At 52.3% G+C, this 16,273-nt stretch carries 13 protein-coding genes; 10 read left to right on the top strand and 3 right to left on the bottom strand.

What is annotated here, in order from left to right; all coding sequences use genetic code 11:
• Positions 1–86 precede the first annotated feature (86 nt).
• From MTH_RS10150 to MTH_RS01620, 4 genes are all read left to right on the top strand, one after another.
• Entirely contained in the window at positions 87–218 is a 132-nt protein-coding gene (locus MTH_RS10150) for a hypothetical protein (protein WP_269889740.1), read from the top strand.
• A 311-nt stretch (positions 219–529) separates the two neighbouring features.
• Complete coding sequence (locus tag MTH_RS01630) at positions 530–1,423, top strand: alpha/beta hydrolase family protein (protein WP_010875993.1); 894 nt, start codon at positions 530–532, stop codon at positions 1,421–1,423.
• Positions 1,424–1,491: 68 nt separating this feature from the next.
• Complete coding sequence (locus MTH_RS01625) at positions 1,492–2,109, top strand: hypothetical protein (protein WP_048060796.1); 618 nt, start codon at positions 1,492–1,494, stop codon at positions 2,107–2,109.
• Between the two features lie 71 nt (positions 2,110–2,180).
• Positions 2,181–2,576, top strand: a complete 396-nt coding sequence (locus tag MTH_RS01620; protein WP_010875991.1) for a cupin domain-containing protein — start codon at positions 2,181–2,183, stop codon at positions 2,574–2,576.
• Between the two features lie 156 nt (positions 2,577–2,732).
• Here MTH_RS01620 and MTH_RS01615 read toward each other — a convergent pair whose 3' ends face one another.
• From MTH_RS01615 to MTH_RS01605, 3 genes are all read right to left on the bottom strand, one after another.
• The gene (locus MTH_RS01615) at positions 2,733–7,418 is read right to left on the bottom strand and encodes a cobaltochelatase subunit CobN (protein WP_010875990.1); all 4,686 of its coding nucleotides are present in this window, start codon (positions 7,416–7,418) and stop codon (positions 2,733–2,735) included.
• A 105-nt stretch (positions 7,419–7,523) separates the two neighbouring features.
• Positions 7,524–8,114 carry a metal-dependent hydrolase gene (locus MTH_RS01610; protein WP_010875989.1) on the bottom strand — a complete coding sequence of 197 codons (591 nt, stop codon included), beginning with the start codon at positions 8,112–8,114 and terminating at the stop codon, positions 7,524–7,526.
• Between the two features lie 5 nt (positions 8,115–8,119).
• The gene (locus MTH_RS01605) at positions 8,120–8,710 is read right to left on the bottom strand and encodes a hypothetical protein (protein ID WP_010875988.1); all 591 of its coding nucleotides are present in this window, start codon (positions 8,708–8,710) and stop codon (positions 8,120–8,122) included.
• A gap of 194 nt (positions 8,711–8,904) precedes the next feature.
• On the opposite strand from MTH_RS01605, the gene MTH_RS01600 reads away from it, so the two are divergent.
• The 6 genes from MTH_RS01600 to MTH_RS01575 are packed head-to-tail and all read left to right on the top strand — an operon-like array spanning position 8,905 to position 16,141.
• Positions 8,905–9,846, top strand: coding sequence for a glycosyltransferase family 2 protein (locus tag MTH_RS01600; protein WP_010875987.1), 942 nt, complete (start codon positions 8,905–8,907; stop codon positions 9,844–9,846).
• 60 nt (positions 9,847–9,906) lie between these two features.
• Positions 9,907–11,169: an oligosaccharide flippase family protein gene (locus MTH_RS01595; protein WP_010875986.1), complete on the top strand. Its 1,263-nt coding sequence runs from the start codon at positions 9,907–9,909 to the stop codon at positions 11,167–11,169.
• Positions 11,166–13,094, top strand: coding sequence for a pyruvate formate lyase family protein (locus MTH_RS01590; RefSeq protein WP_010875985.1), 1,929 nt, complete (start codon positions 11,166–11,168; stop codon positions 13,092–13,094). The genes MTH_RS01595 and MTH_RS01590 overlap by 4 nt, the downstream gene beginning before the upstream one ends.
• Positions 13,060–13,953, top strand: coding sequence for a glycyl-radical enzyme activating protein (locus tag MTH_RS01585; RefSeq protein ID WP_143485728.1), 894 nt, complete (start codon positions 13,060–13,062; stop codon positions 13,951–13,953). Before MTH_RS01590 ends, MTH_RS01585 begins: the two co-directional genes overlap by 35 nt.
• Positions 13,954–13,963: 10 nt before the next feature.
• Positions 13,964–15,106 carry a UDP-galactopyranose mutase gene (gene glf, locus MTH_RS01580; protein WP_010875983.1) on the top strand — a complete coding sequence of 381 codons (1,143 nt, stop codon included), beginning with the start codon at positions 13,964–13,966 and terminating at the stop codon, positions 15,104–15,106.
• A 48-nt stretch (positions 15,107–15,154) separates the two neighbouring features.
• Positions 15,155–16,141, top strand: a complete 987-nt coding sequence (locus MTH_RS01575) for a glycosyltransferase family 2 protein (protein WP_010875982.1) — start codon at positions 15,155–15,157, stop codon at positions 16,139–16,141.
• Positions 16,142–16,273: the final 132 nt, after the last annotated feature.

Below are 16,273 nucleotides of genomic sequence, written 5' to 3'. Positions count from 1 at the left end.
GTGATGTGCAGATGAGATAAGCAAAAAAGGTATATATTAATAAAAATTTTAATTAATTTATAATATTGTGTCTGGTTGGGGGTACCATGAAACGCCTTTTCTGCCCGCTTTGCAGGGCCAATGTTGTGGCCGAGGTTTATGGCAGCCAGAGGGCGCACTTCTACTACATTGTATGTCCATCATGCGGGGCCCGTATATGCCTTGAAGGAGGGCGCTGAGACGCCCTGACGTCATATCCCCTCCGTTATGGCTCATCCCAGCAGAGTCCACGGTCTCCCCTGTAAGGGAGTTAGCGGGTTATTCCATGATTTGTCTCCAGATCAGAGGATGGTTTTCCAGGAGCTCCGCCCTTAACCTCATTTTCGCCCTCCACCCTGCACCCGGCCCCACTATACCGTCATCAACATGTGTGAGGATTCTCCTCCAGATAGTGTTGAGCTGAGGAGAGCCGTCCTGGTGATTAAGCAGATATCTGAATTTTCACATGAAAAGATGAAAGATTAATTAACCAGCGGTAAATAATTATCATATGGAACCCTTTATTAAAGCGGGACTGGTTCTCATCACCCTGATCCTCGGTTCAGTCCCGGTCCATGCAGGACCTGTTGCCATTCCCCAGGTGAACATGGATGGGTCGCCCTATGAGGGGATGGTGAGCGAGGTCCATGGTGAGGGGAGTCAGAGGTACTGGATATTCAGACCTGCAGCACCTGGAAGATACCCCGTGGTGGTCCTCATCCATGGCTGGGCAGCCACTGAACCCATCTTCTATATGGCCTGGATAAGGCACCTTGTAGGGGATGGTAGAATCGTGGTCTACCCCCGCTATCAGAACCTCCTTGATACCAGCTCAGAGAACTTCACAGAGAACACCGCCTACGCTGTCAGAAAATCCCTCGGTGACCTCGACGGCGAATTCGATGGAAGACTGTACATTGCAGGGCACTCAGCAGGAGGGATCATAGCGGTCAACCTCGCAGCGAGGGGTGACATCCCCAAACCCGTGGCGGTGCTCTCAATCCAGCCAGGGGACTCAGAGGGTGGAAGGAAACTCCAGAACCTCTCAAAAATTCCAGGGGACGTCATCCTGGTTGTGATGGCCGGTGACGCGGACACCATCACGGGTACCGCTGACTCCCACCGTATAATGAGGATGACCCCCCAGATACCATCCGGCAGGAAGATCTTCCTCCTTGTACAGTCAGACAGGACCCTGGTGGCTGATCATCTCTCACCATTTGCGGTCTCAGACGAATACGGTTTACTCGTGGATAACCTGGATTACAGTGGCTACTGGAAGGTCCTTGACATCCTCATTAACCTGGAGGATGACACCCTCACCTCTGCAGATATGGATGAACTCACAGGGATGGGGACCTGGGATGATGGGAGGCCGGTGAAGAGGATGAGGATAATCACTTAACATTGAAGGCAGATAATTGATAGTGTTCAGGGGGATCCCTTAACATCATGACAGAATGGAGGAATTTAATGGACAGGAGAGTGCTCATAATCATGGCCGTAGTTGTGGTGGCTGTCGGGGCCCCTGTACTTGCAGTTGAGTTCTTTGATGAGGCCATATTCTCACAGATACCCTACAGTTACACATCCTACACATCCATACCCTCAAATAAGGCGGGGGAGGCTTCACTTGGAGGATACTACTCCATAAACGGTACCGGGAGAGACTTCAATTTCAGCATAGTCCTCCCGGGGGCTGAGAACTTCGACACCCATGAGGTCAACGGTACACCCATATGTTACAATGAGAGCGGTCTGAGCGGCACCGGACACATAGACCACATCGACGTCACCTGGAACACGATCTACCTACTCCTCAGGGGTGACCTGAAGTCTGCAATGTTCAGCACACCGCTGAGGGGTCACTACAGGATGACCTGCGCTGCCTGGGACGGTGGCGGGAACTTCAGCAACGACGGCAGGACCTTTAAGGGGGACTTCAGGATAAACGGGGTTGAGACGTTCTTCGGTGGGAACTTCACCCTGAGGTCAGAGAATGGTCGTATAGTTCTAAGTGCAGACTACATCCACCACCCCCAGGGAAAGCCATGGGAGGCCCGGAGGGTTAAAAAGGACTTTTACATGTGAACTCTATGAGGTACCGGCAATGACCCGGCTTAAAAAGGACCTTTACATGTGAACTCTATGAGGTACCGGCAATGAACATAAGGAATATCAGGGAGTGCGATTATTTCAGGGCCGCTGACGGGACCCTCCTCTGTGAGCTCCTGCACCCGGACAATGAGGGCCTGGATATGGGCTTCAGCCTGGCCCATGCCATCCTCAGGAGAGGTGAGGCCTCGAAGCCCCACCGTCTGAGGGAATCAGTGGAGGTCTACTACATCATGGAGGGTGAGGCCACCATGCACATCGATGATGAGTCATTCACAGTGAAGGAGGGTGACGCCATCCATATACCCTCCGGTGCTGTCCAGTACATTGAGAACACCGGGAAGTCGGAGCTCTCATTCCTTTGCATAGTCTCCCCTCCCTGGCGGAGGGACTATGAGGATGTTCTAGAGGACCTGTCAGTGAAGAAGCAAATAAACCCCTGATTTTCACTCGATGGAGTACCGACAAGACCATGGGCAGATACAAGCAAATAAACTATTTTTACTGCATTCTGTAGCTCACAGAATAAACGAGGCCTGGTCCCGGTTTATACAGGTAAAAACAATCGATCAGAGAAAAAATAAATGTGGGTGGGGAGTTCAGATCCTCCCCTTCCCTCCAATGAAGTATCCAACACCCACAAGGGCAACGAGGACAACAACACCCAGTATGGCTGCTACCGGGAGACCTGTTTTCGCCTGCACAGTTCCTCCCTTCTCAGTGACCTCATAGGCGCTGCCGGTACCTGTCTCACCTGGAGAAGTGTCTGACGACTCTGTTTCTGTTTCGGGGCTTGTGGCTCTCCTTGAGGATCCTGTGGAGTGTGCTGATCCTCCATCATGGTTCTCTGATGTTCCTGGAGTCACTGTTCCTGGATTTGATGGGACTCCTGGTGTGGATCCTCCATCTGAGGCTGGTGCGAATGCTGAGCTCCTGGTGGCAGCGTAGAGTTTCTCCCTGACCCTTGAGAGAAGATCCGGGTTGAGGTACTGCATGGTCCACTGCATCATTGCTATGTTACCGCAGCTGCAGTCACAGCAGGCTACACCGTTCTCGGCTGTCAGTGATGCCCATGTTGATGCAAGCAGTCGCAGGGTGGCCTCATCAGGATTCCAGTGGCCCTCATATGCAGCTGTGAGCATTGTACCGGTTATGCTTATCAGTGCATAGGAGTTCCTGCCTGAAAGCCAGTCCCTGACACCCAGCCCATTAACATCCCTTATGTATGTGTCGGCGAGCGCATCCCATGTCCATGAGGGAACACTTCCGGGTGCCGTGGTCTGCCATAACCATATGGATCGCACTGCGGTTGATAATCTGTTGGCACCAGCATAGCCCTCAGAGATGAGTGATCTCACATATTCAGGGTTAAGGTACCTTGACCTCATATCAAGGGCCAGTGCCTCCTGCAGTGACATTAACTGGGGGTTTCCTGCTGCTGTTGTTATGATGTTGACTGATGGCGCAGTTCCTGTGAGTTTCTTTATGGCCAGTGATAATCCTCCAAGGTAGTCTGCCATGTCATCGTTCTCTGCCACACCAACGAGGTATGTGCTTCTTCCCTGGTAGACCGCTGATACACCTTTCAGGAGGTCCGCGAAGAGGTCGACGTTCTTAACACCCCATCCCGTCTCGGAATATGATGTGCCCATGCGGCTTATGAAAAGATCTGCGAGTTCATCCGTGTTATTGTAGGTCCAGGACATCTCACCTGCCTCCTTGACCCCTGTACCATATGATCCCATGGGTGGAGCGAATATCCTGTATATTGCAAGGTTACCTGCTGTTGATGCATTCATACCGGCGTTCATGTATTTGAGGACAAGTTCAAGCCAGTGCCCTGCCACCCTGTTCATCTGGATGGGGTCATTTCCCTCCTGGAAGAGTTTAACAGCTCTGAGGGGTTTGACGGCTGCCTCAAGGGCCTCTGAAACCTCGGGGTGCTCTGTGAGTACTGTGCGGTAGGATGCCGCAAGAGCCAGGCGGAAGGCCCTGTCCATTGTTACGGCTGCCTGTCCATAGACGTCCCTGAAGAGTCCGCTCACTGTGACCACGGCGTCTATTCTTGGTCTTCCGAGTTCACTCAGCGGTATCAGTGTCACGCCTGTCACCTGTCCTGAGCTGCTCCATATCGGCTTCACACCGAGGAGGTTCAGGACGAATCCGACCATGGCCCCGTCGTCCCTTGCTGTGTCCACTCCCCAGATTACCACTGCAAGCTTCTCTGGAGGCTCGGTGTAGGTGGCGAGGACCTTCCTCACTATCTCTGCTCCCAGACTGTAGGCCGCTGATGTGGGCACTATGCTTGGATCTATTGTGTAGAAGTTCCTCCCTGTGGGCAGTGCTGATGGGTTCATCAGGGGCTCCTTACCGAGTCCCGGCTCCACGTAGCCCCCTGCGAGTGCGTTGAGGAGGGATGACATCTCCATCCTGGTGCTGTTCCTGATGAGTTCAATGTACTCTGCTGCGCTCCGGAGCACTGCAATGATGTCCGGTGAGGACGTGATGTTCTCTGGTTTCGAGCCGTTTAAGAGGGCCTGGATCATTTCAAGTGTCCTGTTCTCCAGTATCATTCGCTGATCAACTGTGATTTCCTCGTAGATCCATCCATAATCTGCTGCCAGTAAGCGGTAGATGGATGTGTCACCGGTTGAGATCATTGAGGCCACCATGTAGGTAATGGCCTCATGGCTCCATTCCCTTCCAAAGGTGTGTAAACCGTAGGGTATGAGGGTGCCCTCAATCTTCAGGAGATATGATGATATTGCAGGTATGAGTGCATCGGCTGTCGTGTTTTCAATGTTGAGGCCCAGTTCATCCCCGAGCTTTGCTTTGAGTGCCGCTGTTCTTATCTCTGCAAGGTACTGGTTCCTGAGCGGATCATCCGCTGCATTCTTGTAGCCTGTTATGAGGTTTTTGAGCTGGAGGAGTTCGCCGTACAGGGTCGTTGATTTCATTGCAGGTGTCAGGTGGTCTATTATAACTGCAAGGCCCCTCCTCTTTGCTGCAAGTCCATCGGCGGCGTTATCAACGCGGTATATGTATATGGATGGTGTTGTATCGACGACAATGTCCGGGAAGTCATATTCTGATAGCATCACCTCCTTCCCGGGCAGCCACTCGTAGCTTCCCATTGTACCCATGTGTATCATTGCACTGGCATTGAAGACCCTGTTTATCCATGCATAGTATGCGAGGTACTGGTGGTGTGGAGGCAGTATGCCAACACTGTACAGCATTTCAGGGTCGGCCTCCCATCCACGCTGGGGCTGGGGCCCTATGAAGACGTTTCCAAGGATGAATCCGGGTATGACGATGTACTTCCGGCCGTTCCTTGTAACCGTCATGACGTTGCCAGGGGCCTCACCCCACCCGCAGAGTCCGGGTATGGCAAGTAACATGAATGACTCCCTGGCCGCCCTGAATGTGGTCCACATGCTGGAGTTGCCATTTATTACTCCCCTGAGTGCGGTGTACATGACCTCAAGGAGCTGAAGTCCCTCCACCTGTTTCTCAGATGATTTTATGTTGTCCTTCATCTCAGCGTACCATGTGTCCACTGTCTTCATCAGTGTGACTGCGCTGGTACCTCTGCTGAGGGCCAGCTTCACCAGCTCCTCAATGTATGCCGTGGGGCCCTCTGTGACGTATCTCCTTGCGATGGGGTTGAGGGTCTGGAACCATGCCTGATATTCCTCTGCATCCCACAGTACGACACCCGGGGTATCTGCCAGTCTCTCGAGTTCGCCGGGGGCCCAGTTTGCAATGTTTATCCCCCTCTCAACCATGAGGCCTATGAGTTCAGCTGCGCCTGAGATGTTACCTGCGCTGTAGCCGCTGGCCCGGAGGTTCAGAAGGATTTCATATATGCTCTCTGGTACGTTGAGGTAGCTTGCACCGATCTCTGATTTTCCTGGGGGGTAGTTGTAGTAGATTATGGCTATCTTCTTCTCTGATTCTGGTTTTATTCTCAGGTTGACCCAGTTTATGAGTCTCTGCGCCAGTTTCTCTATTCTGTCAGGTAATGGTGAGTAGGAGTATGTGTATGCCCCTGTGATGTTATCGGCCTGGAATTCTGCTGCAGCGATGATTATGGGTTCTATGAGGCCCTGGGTCTCCGGGAAGCCTGCCTGTCCCATTATGTCATCCCTGCTCCATGGTGTGACACCATCACTGGAGACGAGCCAGTCATCAACGGTCCTTGTGTTCACCACGACCCCCCTCAGTACCGGGACGTTCATGAACTTGAGGAGGCTGTTAACCTTCTCTGATGATGTCCCCCCGAGGAGGTAGGTGCTGAATGATACAATGGCCTCCACACGTGATGTGTAGAGGGTCCTGTTTGCCTCGAATGCAGCAATATTCGGTGCCGTGGTGAAGAACCTCACCATTGCAGAGTAGGCGTTATCACCGTACCTTGCAACCACCGAGATTATGTTGAGGGTGTCCTTCAGTCTGTCTATGAGCATGTCTATGTGCGCTGCGCCACCTCCGAGCATGTTACTTTCTGCCTCTATCAGGCCGACCGTTGGTCTTGATGGGTCGATGGGGTAGTCCCTGAGGTAATCAGTGAGGTTATCGTAGAGTTTTCCGTCACGGTAGAGCAGTTCCCTTGAAACGGCCCTTGGAGGACCATAGGTCACGTTCAGTGTGATGTTCCTTGTACGTGCCCATGTATCGGCAGCCCATAGTATCTGGTTCCTGTAGCTCTCCACGTTCCTGTAGCAGTAGTATCCTTCACCCTGGGCCCAGATGGCTATCTGGGGGTACTGGTTTACGTAGCCTTCGAGGAATGGGAGTGGCTCGAGGACCCTCAGGGCCCTGCTCACCGCAGTCACCACGGTGTCAGGGACGCCACTGAAAACCTGCGTATCATTTATCCTGCTCATCCTCACAAGCTCGATTCCGCTTGCACCGTCAAAGAGTGCGAAAAATTTGCCATTCAGGATCTCTGGTTTATCTGTCAGGACCCTCAGTATCTTTGTATAGTCATCTGTCCCCAGGTAGTTGCATATTATAACGTCGGATGAGTTGAGGAGGGCCTCTATCTCCTCCGGTGTGGAGTTAACTATCTGGGGTGAGCTTCTGACCCTCACTGTGATGTTCCTGTCAGGGTACTCCTCGAGGACCCGGTGGGCTGCATCATTCACGACCCTGGTACCCTCAATGGAGTGTATCACAAGAACATCCACTGTCCCGTTGTCTGCTGTGTTCTCTGCACTCACCGTTCCCGGCAGGACAAAGACCAGGAACACTGCCATAAGTATTACTCTGATGCCTTCCATCCAATCACCTCCATGATTAAATTGCAGAAATAGTATTACTTATTTGATAATAAAAAGTTTTTGATTATTTACTCCAGTAATAAATGTATTAAAAAGTGTTAGTTTTCAATCATCCTTGAAGTCCACGAAGATGCTCTCTGAGCCATTGGTGTGGTAGGAGGTCACGTTGACGTCCCTGTCCGCATCAACCTGGATGTCCACACTCATGGTCCTGCACTGCCCCTCCCTGCTGCTGTTGCTGAGCTGGGGGTGGAGTGCATCATCGGGTGCGCCCGCCGAGACCAGGGATGTGACCACCGTGACGGCTATGAGGAATGATAGGAGGGCCCACTCACCGGCTGTCCCTGTCTTTATCCTCTTCTTCCTCTGGAGGCAGTGGTAGGGTGTGTCCTTGAGGGGGTAGAGCAGGGGGCATCCATGGACCGTGAAGAGATCCAGGAGAATGTGGGATGTGATTCCAGCAAGGAGCGGGACCCCGTTCTCCGGACTCTTCAGTGAATAGAGTAGAAGGGGTGGTAAAATTAGGAGTGTGTGTCCGATGCCCCTGTGCCTCCCTGTGAGGTAATCCAGGAGGTCAGGGACTGTACCCGCAGCCCCGGCGAGGAGGGCCCCTTTGATGATTGTCGTTACAGGGTACAGGAAGTTGATCAGGAGGAAGAGAACGACTGCAGCTGTTACATGAGTCCTTAACTTCACCTATTTCACCTTACAATGTAGTTGATTGTCCTGAAGACTATGAGGGCAAACCAGATCGTGCTCGTTACAAGAATACCGTACTCCAGACCCGCCCTCAGGTAGCAGAGTGAGGCAAAGACTGATATGAGGGCCATCACCGTGACCGTAACGTCTACTGAGTCACCATCCAGGCACCTTGATGGGTTGAGCTTCCTGAAGGTTGAGTAGAAGGACTGGACCTCACCCCTGAAGGTCCCGGTGAGGCCGGCCATGTACTTCACCCTCCCGTGGGTGTGTAGCCAGAGGTACTTGCCTGCCGCCTTCCCTGTGAGGTCCTCGAAGTGGTCCATGAAGACCCAGGTCTCCCTCTCGAGGGATGCTATGGCCGTCATTATCTCTGTGATGGTAAGCTTCTCCTGTGCACCGGGGTCATGGGCCCTCATTATCTCCAGGAGGCCTGCCTTGAGGGGCATGGGTGATACCAGGTAGACCAGGGCGGCTTGGAGGTTGAGTTCCTCTGCCCTTTCACTGAGTTCATGGTAGGTGTCCCTGATGTTCCCGCCGCAGTGGATGATGTTGCCCTCCTCAAGGCAGGACACGATCTTTATTAAGTCCATGAAATAAAGTAATAAGTAATATTATTTAAACTTTTCGTATGATGATGTGGGGTGCGACAGATTTTTACTGCTGTAGGTTTAAGGGAGGAATAGGATAGGATGGACTGGACTGGACTGGACTGGACTGGACTGGACTGATAAAAGATCCTGGAGTAGACAGTGAATGCAGATCCTCGAACATGGAGAGATGAAAAATGAAGATATGTGCTGTTGTCGTCACATACAACCGTAAGGATTTACTCGTGGAGTGCCTTGAAGCCCTGAGGAGGCAGACAGGACCATTAGATGCAATCTACATCATAGACAATGCCTCAACAGATGGAACACCCCATCTACTCATGGAGGGGGGCTACATAGATGACCCGGATGGGTCCGTGAAAAACTTGCCGGACCATCATGGGCGGTCACTGAAAATTGTCTATGTGCGGCTCAATGAAAATACTGGAGGCGCCGGAGGATTCTATAAGGGTGTCAGAAGAGCCTTCCATGATGAATACGACTGGATATGGCTTATGGATGATGACGTTGAACCAGAAGAATATACCCTTGAAAAACTTCTCAAAGCCTCTGAAAGAATTCCTGAAGATGTTTCCGCAGTTGCTCCTGTGAGGTTCTTCCAGGGTTCGCTCTTCATTAGTGAGACAAAGACTTTCAACTTCAGAAATCCCCTCAAACACTTCACATACGATTTTATAACTGATGATGACCTTAAAGAGGAATACTTTAAGATATCAGCCATATCCTTTGAGGGACTCCTTATAAAGAGAGAAGCCATAGAAAGGATAGGATTCCCTGATAAAAGCCTCTTCATCATTGCAGACGATACAGACTACGCCATCAGGCTGCGGGATTATGGGCCAATTTATATGGTATCAGGGGCCAGGCTCATCAAAAAAGTGGCTGCAGAGCCAGATTTCAACTGGAAGGGGTTCTATCATCTGAGGAATGTGATCTATCTGGATAGGAAGTATGGAGAGAACATCCTTGTGAGGTATTTAAGACCCCTGCGGACCCTCATTATCGTCACCTATCAATGCCTTAAATATAAACCATCCGGTTTCAAATACCTCTTAAAGGCTTTTTGGGAGGGATATACTCTCAAAAGGGGAAAAACCGTGAAGCCGGGAGAATTCTAACACTTCTGGAGGTCCCGGCATTCCTCATAGGGATTAACTCATCAGAGAAAGGATGATTGAATGAAGATACCATCACCATTATCAAACAGCGAACATCGACGTGTCCTGGATAACATAATCTCACTCACAGGTATACAGCTCGTGCAGTACCTCCTCCCCCTCATCACATTCCCCTACCTCACCAGGGTCCTGGGTCCTGCCAACTTCGGTAAGGTCGCCTTCGCTGTTGCCTTCATAACCTACTTCCAGATACTGACAGACTATGGCTTCAACTTCTCAGCCACCAGGGAGATCTCAATACACCGTGATGACACTGAAAGGGTGTCCCTGATCTACAGCTCGGTTATGGTAACAAAGACAATCCTCCTGGCAGTGACATTCATGGCCATGCTCGTCACGGTCTTCCTGATCGACAGGTTCAGATCAGATTACCTCCTCTACATCTTCACCTACGGCCTCGTTGTGGGCAACCTCCTCTTCCCGGTCTGGTTCTTCCAGGGAGTTGAGAGGATGAGGTACATAAGCATCCTGAGGATAGTGAGCTCCCTCATCTACACCGCACTCATATTCCTTGCTGTGCGGGGACCCGGAGATTACCTCTACGTGCCCCTCATAAACTCGGCGGGATTCATGGCCGTTGGTTTATACAGTCAGAGGATAGTCATGAGGGAATTCGGTGTGAAATTCATGATTCCATCCCCTGCTGATATAAGGGAGCAGCTCCTTGAGGGGTGGCACCTCTTCATTTCAACCCTGGCCATAAGCCTCTACACCACATCCAACCGTTTCATACTGGGACTCCTTGTGAGCAGCGCAACCCTTGGATACTATGCTGTGGCAGAGGATATAACCAGGGCCCTCCAGGGGATCGTATCACCCATAAGTCAGGCCATCTACCCTTACTTCTCAAGGATCCAGAAGGATGACCGTGAAAGGGCGAAGTATGAGCTGAGGAAGATGCTGATCTTCATGGGGGTCCTGACCTTCGGGCTGTCTGTTGCCCTCGTCTTCCTCGCACCCCTCATCGTGGGGATACTTGCGGGTCCATCCTATGATGAGAGCATCCCCCTCCTCCAGATACTGGTCTTCATAATCTTTGCAATCGGTGCCAACAACATCCTGGGTGTCCAGGGGCTGGTATCCTTCGGCTACAAGGAGAAGTTCACGAGGATCGTCATATTTGCAGGTGTGGTTCATGTCGGTCTCCTCCTGGGACTTGTCATGCTCCTGGGCTCAGCGGGTGCCGCGGTTGCAGTTGTCACCACCGAAATCATTATCGGAATCATTGAGTATATCATACTCAGAAGGATGGGAGTGCTATGAAGAACACCATGCTGAAGATCGCAAGGAGAACACCGTTCTTCCCCTATTTAAGGGCCTATCATGCCTTATACCGGAAGCAGGGCCTGGGTTGCATTAAAACGAGGATAATCAGCTCCAGCAAAAAGGACATCCTTGAAAGAAGGCTCCATCAACTTGAGAAGGTCTGCAGGGACTCCCGCATACATTTCAATCCCGGTGACAGGTTCTTCTACAGTATAGACACCGGGATCCATGTCCTGGAGACAGAGGGTTACAGGCGCCTTGGAAACCTCACACCTGACTACGGACTCCTGGTTGAGAGGGGCCTTGAGGGTATTGAGGAGATGATAGAAGATGAGCCTGGGGGTTACCCGGATATCCTCAGAAGGGCCCTGGGGGCTGTTAAGCTCTACCTTGAGAGGTGCGCTGAGCACTCACCTGAAATCGCAGATAAACTCAGAAGGGTGCCCCTGAAGCCGGCAGAAACCCTGGGGGAGGCACTGCAGTCAATACTGTTCATGAATTCCCTCATCTGGATGTACGGGCACCCCCTCATCGGCCTTGGGAGGCTCGACAGCATCCTTAAGGAGTACCATGAGGACCCTGAGGAGTCCCGTGAACTCATAAGGGACTTCATCCTGAGCGTCTCCTCCTGCTATGAGTTCAAGAGCAACGTCCTCCCCGGGGACACAGGACAGGTGATTGTCCTCGGAGGGGAATACAACGACCTCACACGGATATTCCTGGAGGTCATGCTGGAACTCAGAATACCCGACCCCAAGGTTGTGCTCAGGGTTAACAGCAGAACACCTGATGATGTATGGGAGCTCAGCTACCGGTGCCTCAGGGAGGGCCTCGGTTATCCCCTCTTCTCCAATGACGATGTCATCGTGGACGCCCTCAGTCAGTACTACAGCAGATCAGACGCCCTGGAGTACGCGACATCTGCCTGCTGGGAGCCACTCATCCCTGGGAGGTCCTCTGACCAGAACAACCTGGCAAATCTGAACCTCCTGGAGCCCCTGGAGGATGCCCTCCACGGGTTCAGGGGTGAATTCAGTGAACTGCTTGAGAGGTACCGGCAGGAGCTGCACAGGTACATCGATGATGTTATGGAGAATGTGGAGTCGGTCAGGAATGAACCATCACCCCTCCTTTCACTCCTCTTCCCTGACTGTATCAGGAACTCCAGGGATATCTGTGATGGTGCAGGCTACTCCATCAACGGGGTGCTGACCGTGGGGATGGGGAACCTGATAAACTCCCTCCTCAACATCAGGAGGCTCTGCTATGATGAGAAGACGATGAACATCGCCGAGGTTGAAGATGTGCTCAGGGATGATTTCAGGTCCGCCGAGGCACTCAGGGTGGGCCTCGAGTTGATTTCTCCCGGGTATGGTATGGACGAGGATGAGGTGGTGGAACTGACAAACACCATCATCCAGATGCTGCATGATAAACTCGGGGGGAGATACAAGTTCGGTTTAAGTTCCCCGGTCTACATAACACTGGGGGAATCCACCGGGGCATCCTTTGATGGGAGACACGCAGGTGAACCCCTCGGCGTCCACATCTCCCCCCTTAAATTCACTGACGGCATGTCCTACACCGAGGTCCTAAACTTTGCAGCAGCCCTGGACTACCTGAAGGCCTTCAATGGGGGTGTTGTTGATATAATGGTCGACAGGCCATTCCTTGACCGTGCAGGGAATGAATTCATGGCACTCATAAGGACAGGTCTCCGTAGGGGTGTTATGCAGCTCCAGGTCAATGTCCTGGACCCTGAAGTACTCCTGCGGGCAAGGGACAACCCTGAACTCTACCCTGACCTCATAGTGAGGGTCTGGGGATTCAGCGCCTACTTCAGGGACCTTCCAGAGGAGTACAGGGAGTTAATAGTCAGGAGGGCCCTTGAATACTCAGAGCATGGTGGTTACAGTGGATGAACTCCTGATAACCGGCATCCAGAGGTTCAGCGTCCATGATGGTCCGGGTATAAGGACCACAGTTTTCCTCAAGGGCTGCACCCTCCGGTGCCCCTGGTGCTGCAACCCCGAAAATATAAGGGGAGAACCCGAGGTCTACTTCAAAGAGGAGAAATGCATCGGCTGCCTTGAATGTGTGAAGAGATGCAGCTTCCTTGATAAGCCCCGGGACATATTCAGGTTCCCTGAACACCATGAGTGCGCCGGAAGCTGCCCCTCAGCTGCGATGGGTGTCTACGGTGAGTTCACAGGAGCAGATGACGTTGCAGAGGTCATCCTCAGGGACCTTGACTACTACAGCTCCACCGGTGGCGGTGTCACCTTCTCGGGGGGTGAGCCCCTCCTCCAGGCCGATGGCATACTCAGTGTCACCCGCAGGATAGGTGAAGTCCCCGCAGCAGTTGAAACATCACTCTTCGCCCCAGGCGAAGCGGTTGAGAAGTTAAAGGGTGAGGTGGACCTCTTCCTGGTTGATGTGAAGATACTGGATGATGCAGGGTGCCGGGAGGTCACCGGCGGCGACCCTGAGGTTTTCAGGAGGAACTTTGAAAGGATCTCTGATGGCAGCTTCACAGTGAGGTTCCCGGCGGTGAAGCCCTACACATTCAACAGGGAGAACATACGGGCCCTCATCAGATTCCTCAGGGAGAACATGGTGGATCACATTGAGGTCCTCGGGATACACAGGCTGGGACTTGAGAAGTACCGGAGTCTGAACCTCCAGATGCCTGATTTCTCAGCCCCCGATGATGCTGAGATAAAAAAATTGAAGTGGCTACTTGAGAAGGAATCAATAGGAATGAATTACCTGAAAATTTAGGTGCATTGTCATGTTCAAGTACATCATTGTCGGCGCCGGCCTTGCAGGTTCCGTCATGGCAGAGAGGATAGCCAGCCAGCTCGGAGAGAGGGTGCTGGTTGTTGAGAGAAGAAGACATGTTGGTGGTAACTGCTACGATGAGGTTGACGATAACGGGATACTGGTGCACCGGTACGGACCGCACATCCTCCACACCGACAGTGAGGAGGTCTTCCATTACCTCTCAGGGTTCAGCGAATGGAGGGAGTACCAGCACCGTGTCCTGGGATTCATAGACGGGGCAAAGGTCCCCCTGCCATTCAACCTCAACTCGCTGAGGATGCTCCTCCCCCAGTCACTGGCTGAGAGGCTCGAGGAGAAACTGGTAGGGAGGTACGGCTTCGGTGCCAGGGTCCCCATACTGGAACTCAGGGAGTCAGGGGACCCTGACATAGAGTTCCTTGCAGACTACGTCTACAGGAAGGTCTTCCTCAACTACACCAGGAAGCAGTGGGGCCTGAAACCAGAGGAGATGGACCCCGAGGTCACAGGGAGGGTGCCAGTGGTCCTCTCACGGGATGACCGCTACTTCACTGACAGGTACCAGGCCGTGCCACGGGACGGCTACACAGCCATGGTTGAGAGGATGCTGGACCACCCCTGCATCAAGCTTATGCTCAACACCAGCCACCATGAGGTCCTCGAGCTGAGGGATGGGCAGATCCACTTCATGGGCTCCGAGTTCAGGGGGAAGGTCATATTCACGGGTAAGATCGATGAGCTCTTCGGCTACAGGTATGGTGAGCTCCCCTACAGGTCCCTGGACCTCCAGTTCGAATCCGCTGACACGGAGTGGTTCCAGGAGGTTGCCACCGTCAACTACCCAAACGACTATGACTTCACCAGGATCACCGAGTTCAAACACCTCCACCCCACAGATTCCAGGAGGACGACGCTGCTGAGGGAGTACCCCTGCACACACATAGACGGGGAGAATGAGGCCTGCTACCCTGTATTCACAGATGAGACCCGGGCGAAGTATGAAAGATACCTTGAACTTGCCAGAGAATTTGAGGACCTTATACTGGTCGGGAGGCTTGCAGAGTACCGCTACTATGACATGGATGATATCGTCCTGCGGGCCCTCCAGGTCTTTGAGGAGAGGATACTTTGAGTGGTCTGTCTTCACATGCAAGGGAGTTAAGCGTGAGGAGATGATGCCTTGAGGGTCTGTGCCGTTGTCGTAACATACAACCGTAAGGATTTACTCGTGGAGTGTCTTGAAGCCCTGCGGAGGCAGACAGGACCCTTAGATGCAATTTACATCATAGACAATGCCTCAACAGATGGGACACCTGAACTCCTCAGGAGCAGGGGTTACAGGGACGGTGCAGTGATTGAGAACCCCCTTGATGGGAGTGAAATCGTTATCAGGTATGTCAGACTGCCCGTTAACACGGGTGGGGCCGGTGGATTCCATGAGGGCGTGAAGAGAGCCTTCCATGATGGATACGACTGGATATGGCTCATGGATGATGATGCTGAACCACTCCCTGATAGTCTTCAGGGCCTGCTCAGATATGCGGATGATGATACTGCGGCCCTTGCCAACCTCAAGGTCTCCCCGGATGGCAGGCCCCAGTACATACACAGGGGCTTCTTTGACTTCGACAGCTTCGGAACCTTTGTGAGGCCTGTGACAGAGGATGATTTAAGGGAGGAGACCCTTGAAATTGATCATGCATCCTTTGTGGGGATCCTGATAAACTCTGATTCGGTCCGGGAGATAGGATTTCCAAGGAAGGAATTCTTCCTGCATTACGATGATGTGGAGTACTGTCTGAGGTTGAGGAGTACCGGTAAGATCATCCTGGTACCCGGGAGTCTGATTCTGCACAAGGAAGCCGCGGAGAGGGGTAACCTCACGAAGGGTCTTTTCGGCAGGGAGATCCCGGTGGTACCCTACGATAAACTGTGGCTCCGGTATTACGGTGTCAGAAATTCCATATGGCTCCGGAGGAAGGAAATGGGCAGGGCACGTTTATTCATTTTCATGGTCAGAGCAATCCTCCTATCGGTCGCAGCTCAGATAATTACAGGTATCCGTGAGAAACCCTTCAGGAGGGTCAGATTTATATTGAGCGCTTATTCTGATGGCCTCAGGGGGAGATTTGATAATGAGAAACCCCGCAGGATACTCTATGGGTGATATAATCTTAGAGGTTAGGGTCTGCCGCTGAGAGGGTCATTGAGGCCCAGGGATGAAGGATCCCCAAAAGGCCATGAACAGTTATATTAATGAAAAGCCAGAGATATGATGCGACAGCTTTTATACTTCAGA

Origin of the sequence: Methanothermobacter thermautotrophicus str. Delta H (genome assembly GCF_000008645.1) — an archaeon.
Lineage (GTDB): Archaea > Methanobacteriota > Methanobacteria > Methanobacteriales > Methanothermobacteraceae > Methanothermobacter > Methanothermobacter thermautotrophicus.
The sequence above is the reverse complement of the archived record's forward strand: the minus strand, read 5'-3'. Positions and strand labels throughout refer to the sequence as shown.

What these genes read in the sequence shown, in the direction of transcription:
- MTH_RS10150 (WP_269889740.1), top strand. Translation starts at nt 87, where the DNA reads ATGAAACGCCTTTTCTGCCCGCTTTGCAGGGCCAATGTTGTGGCCGAG.
- MTH_RS01630 (WP_010875993.1), top strand. Translation starts at nt 530, where the DNA reads ATGGAACCCTTTATTAAAGCGGGACTGGTTCTCATCACCCTGATCCTC.
- MTH_RS01625 (WP_048060796.1), top strand. Translation starts at nt 1,492, where the DNA reads ATGGACAGGAGAGTGCTCATAATCATGGCCGTAGTTGTGGTGGCTGTC.
- MTH_RS01620 (WP_010875991.1), top strand. Translation starts at nt 2,181, where the DNA reads ATGAACATAAGGAATATCAGGGAGTGCGATTATTTCAGGGCCGCTGAC.
- MTH_RS01615 (WP_010875990.1), bottom strand. Translation starts at nt 7,418, where the DNA reads ATGGAAGGCATCAGAGTAATACTTATGGCAGTGTTCCTGGTCTTTGTC.
- MTH_RS01605 (WP_010875988.1), bottom strand. Translation starts at nt 8,710, where the DNA reads ATGGACTTAATAAAGATCGTGTCCTGCCTTGAGGAGGGCAACATCATC.
- MTH_RS01600 (WP_010875987.1), top strand. Translation starts at nt 8,905, where the DNA reads ATGAAGATATGTGCTGTTGTCGTCACATACAACCGTAAGGATTTACTC.
- MTH_RS01595 (WP_010875986.1), top strand. Translation starts at nt 9,907, where the DNA reads ATGAAGATACCATCACCATTATCAAACAGCGAACATCGACGTGTCCTG.
- MTH_RS01590 (WP_010875985.1), top strand. Translation starts at nt 11,166, where the DNA reads ATGAAGAACACCATGCTGAAGATCGCAAGGAGAACACCGTTCTTCCCC.
- glf (WP_010875983.1), top strand. Translation starts at nt 13,964, where the DNA reads ATGTTCAAGTACATCATTGTCGGCGCCGGCCTTGCAGGTTCCGTCATG.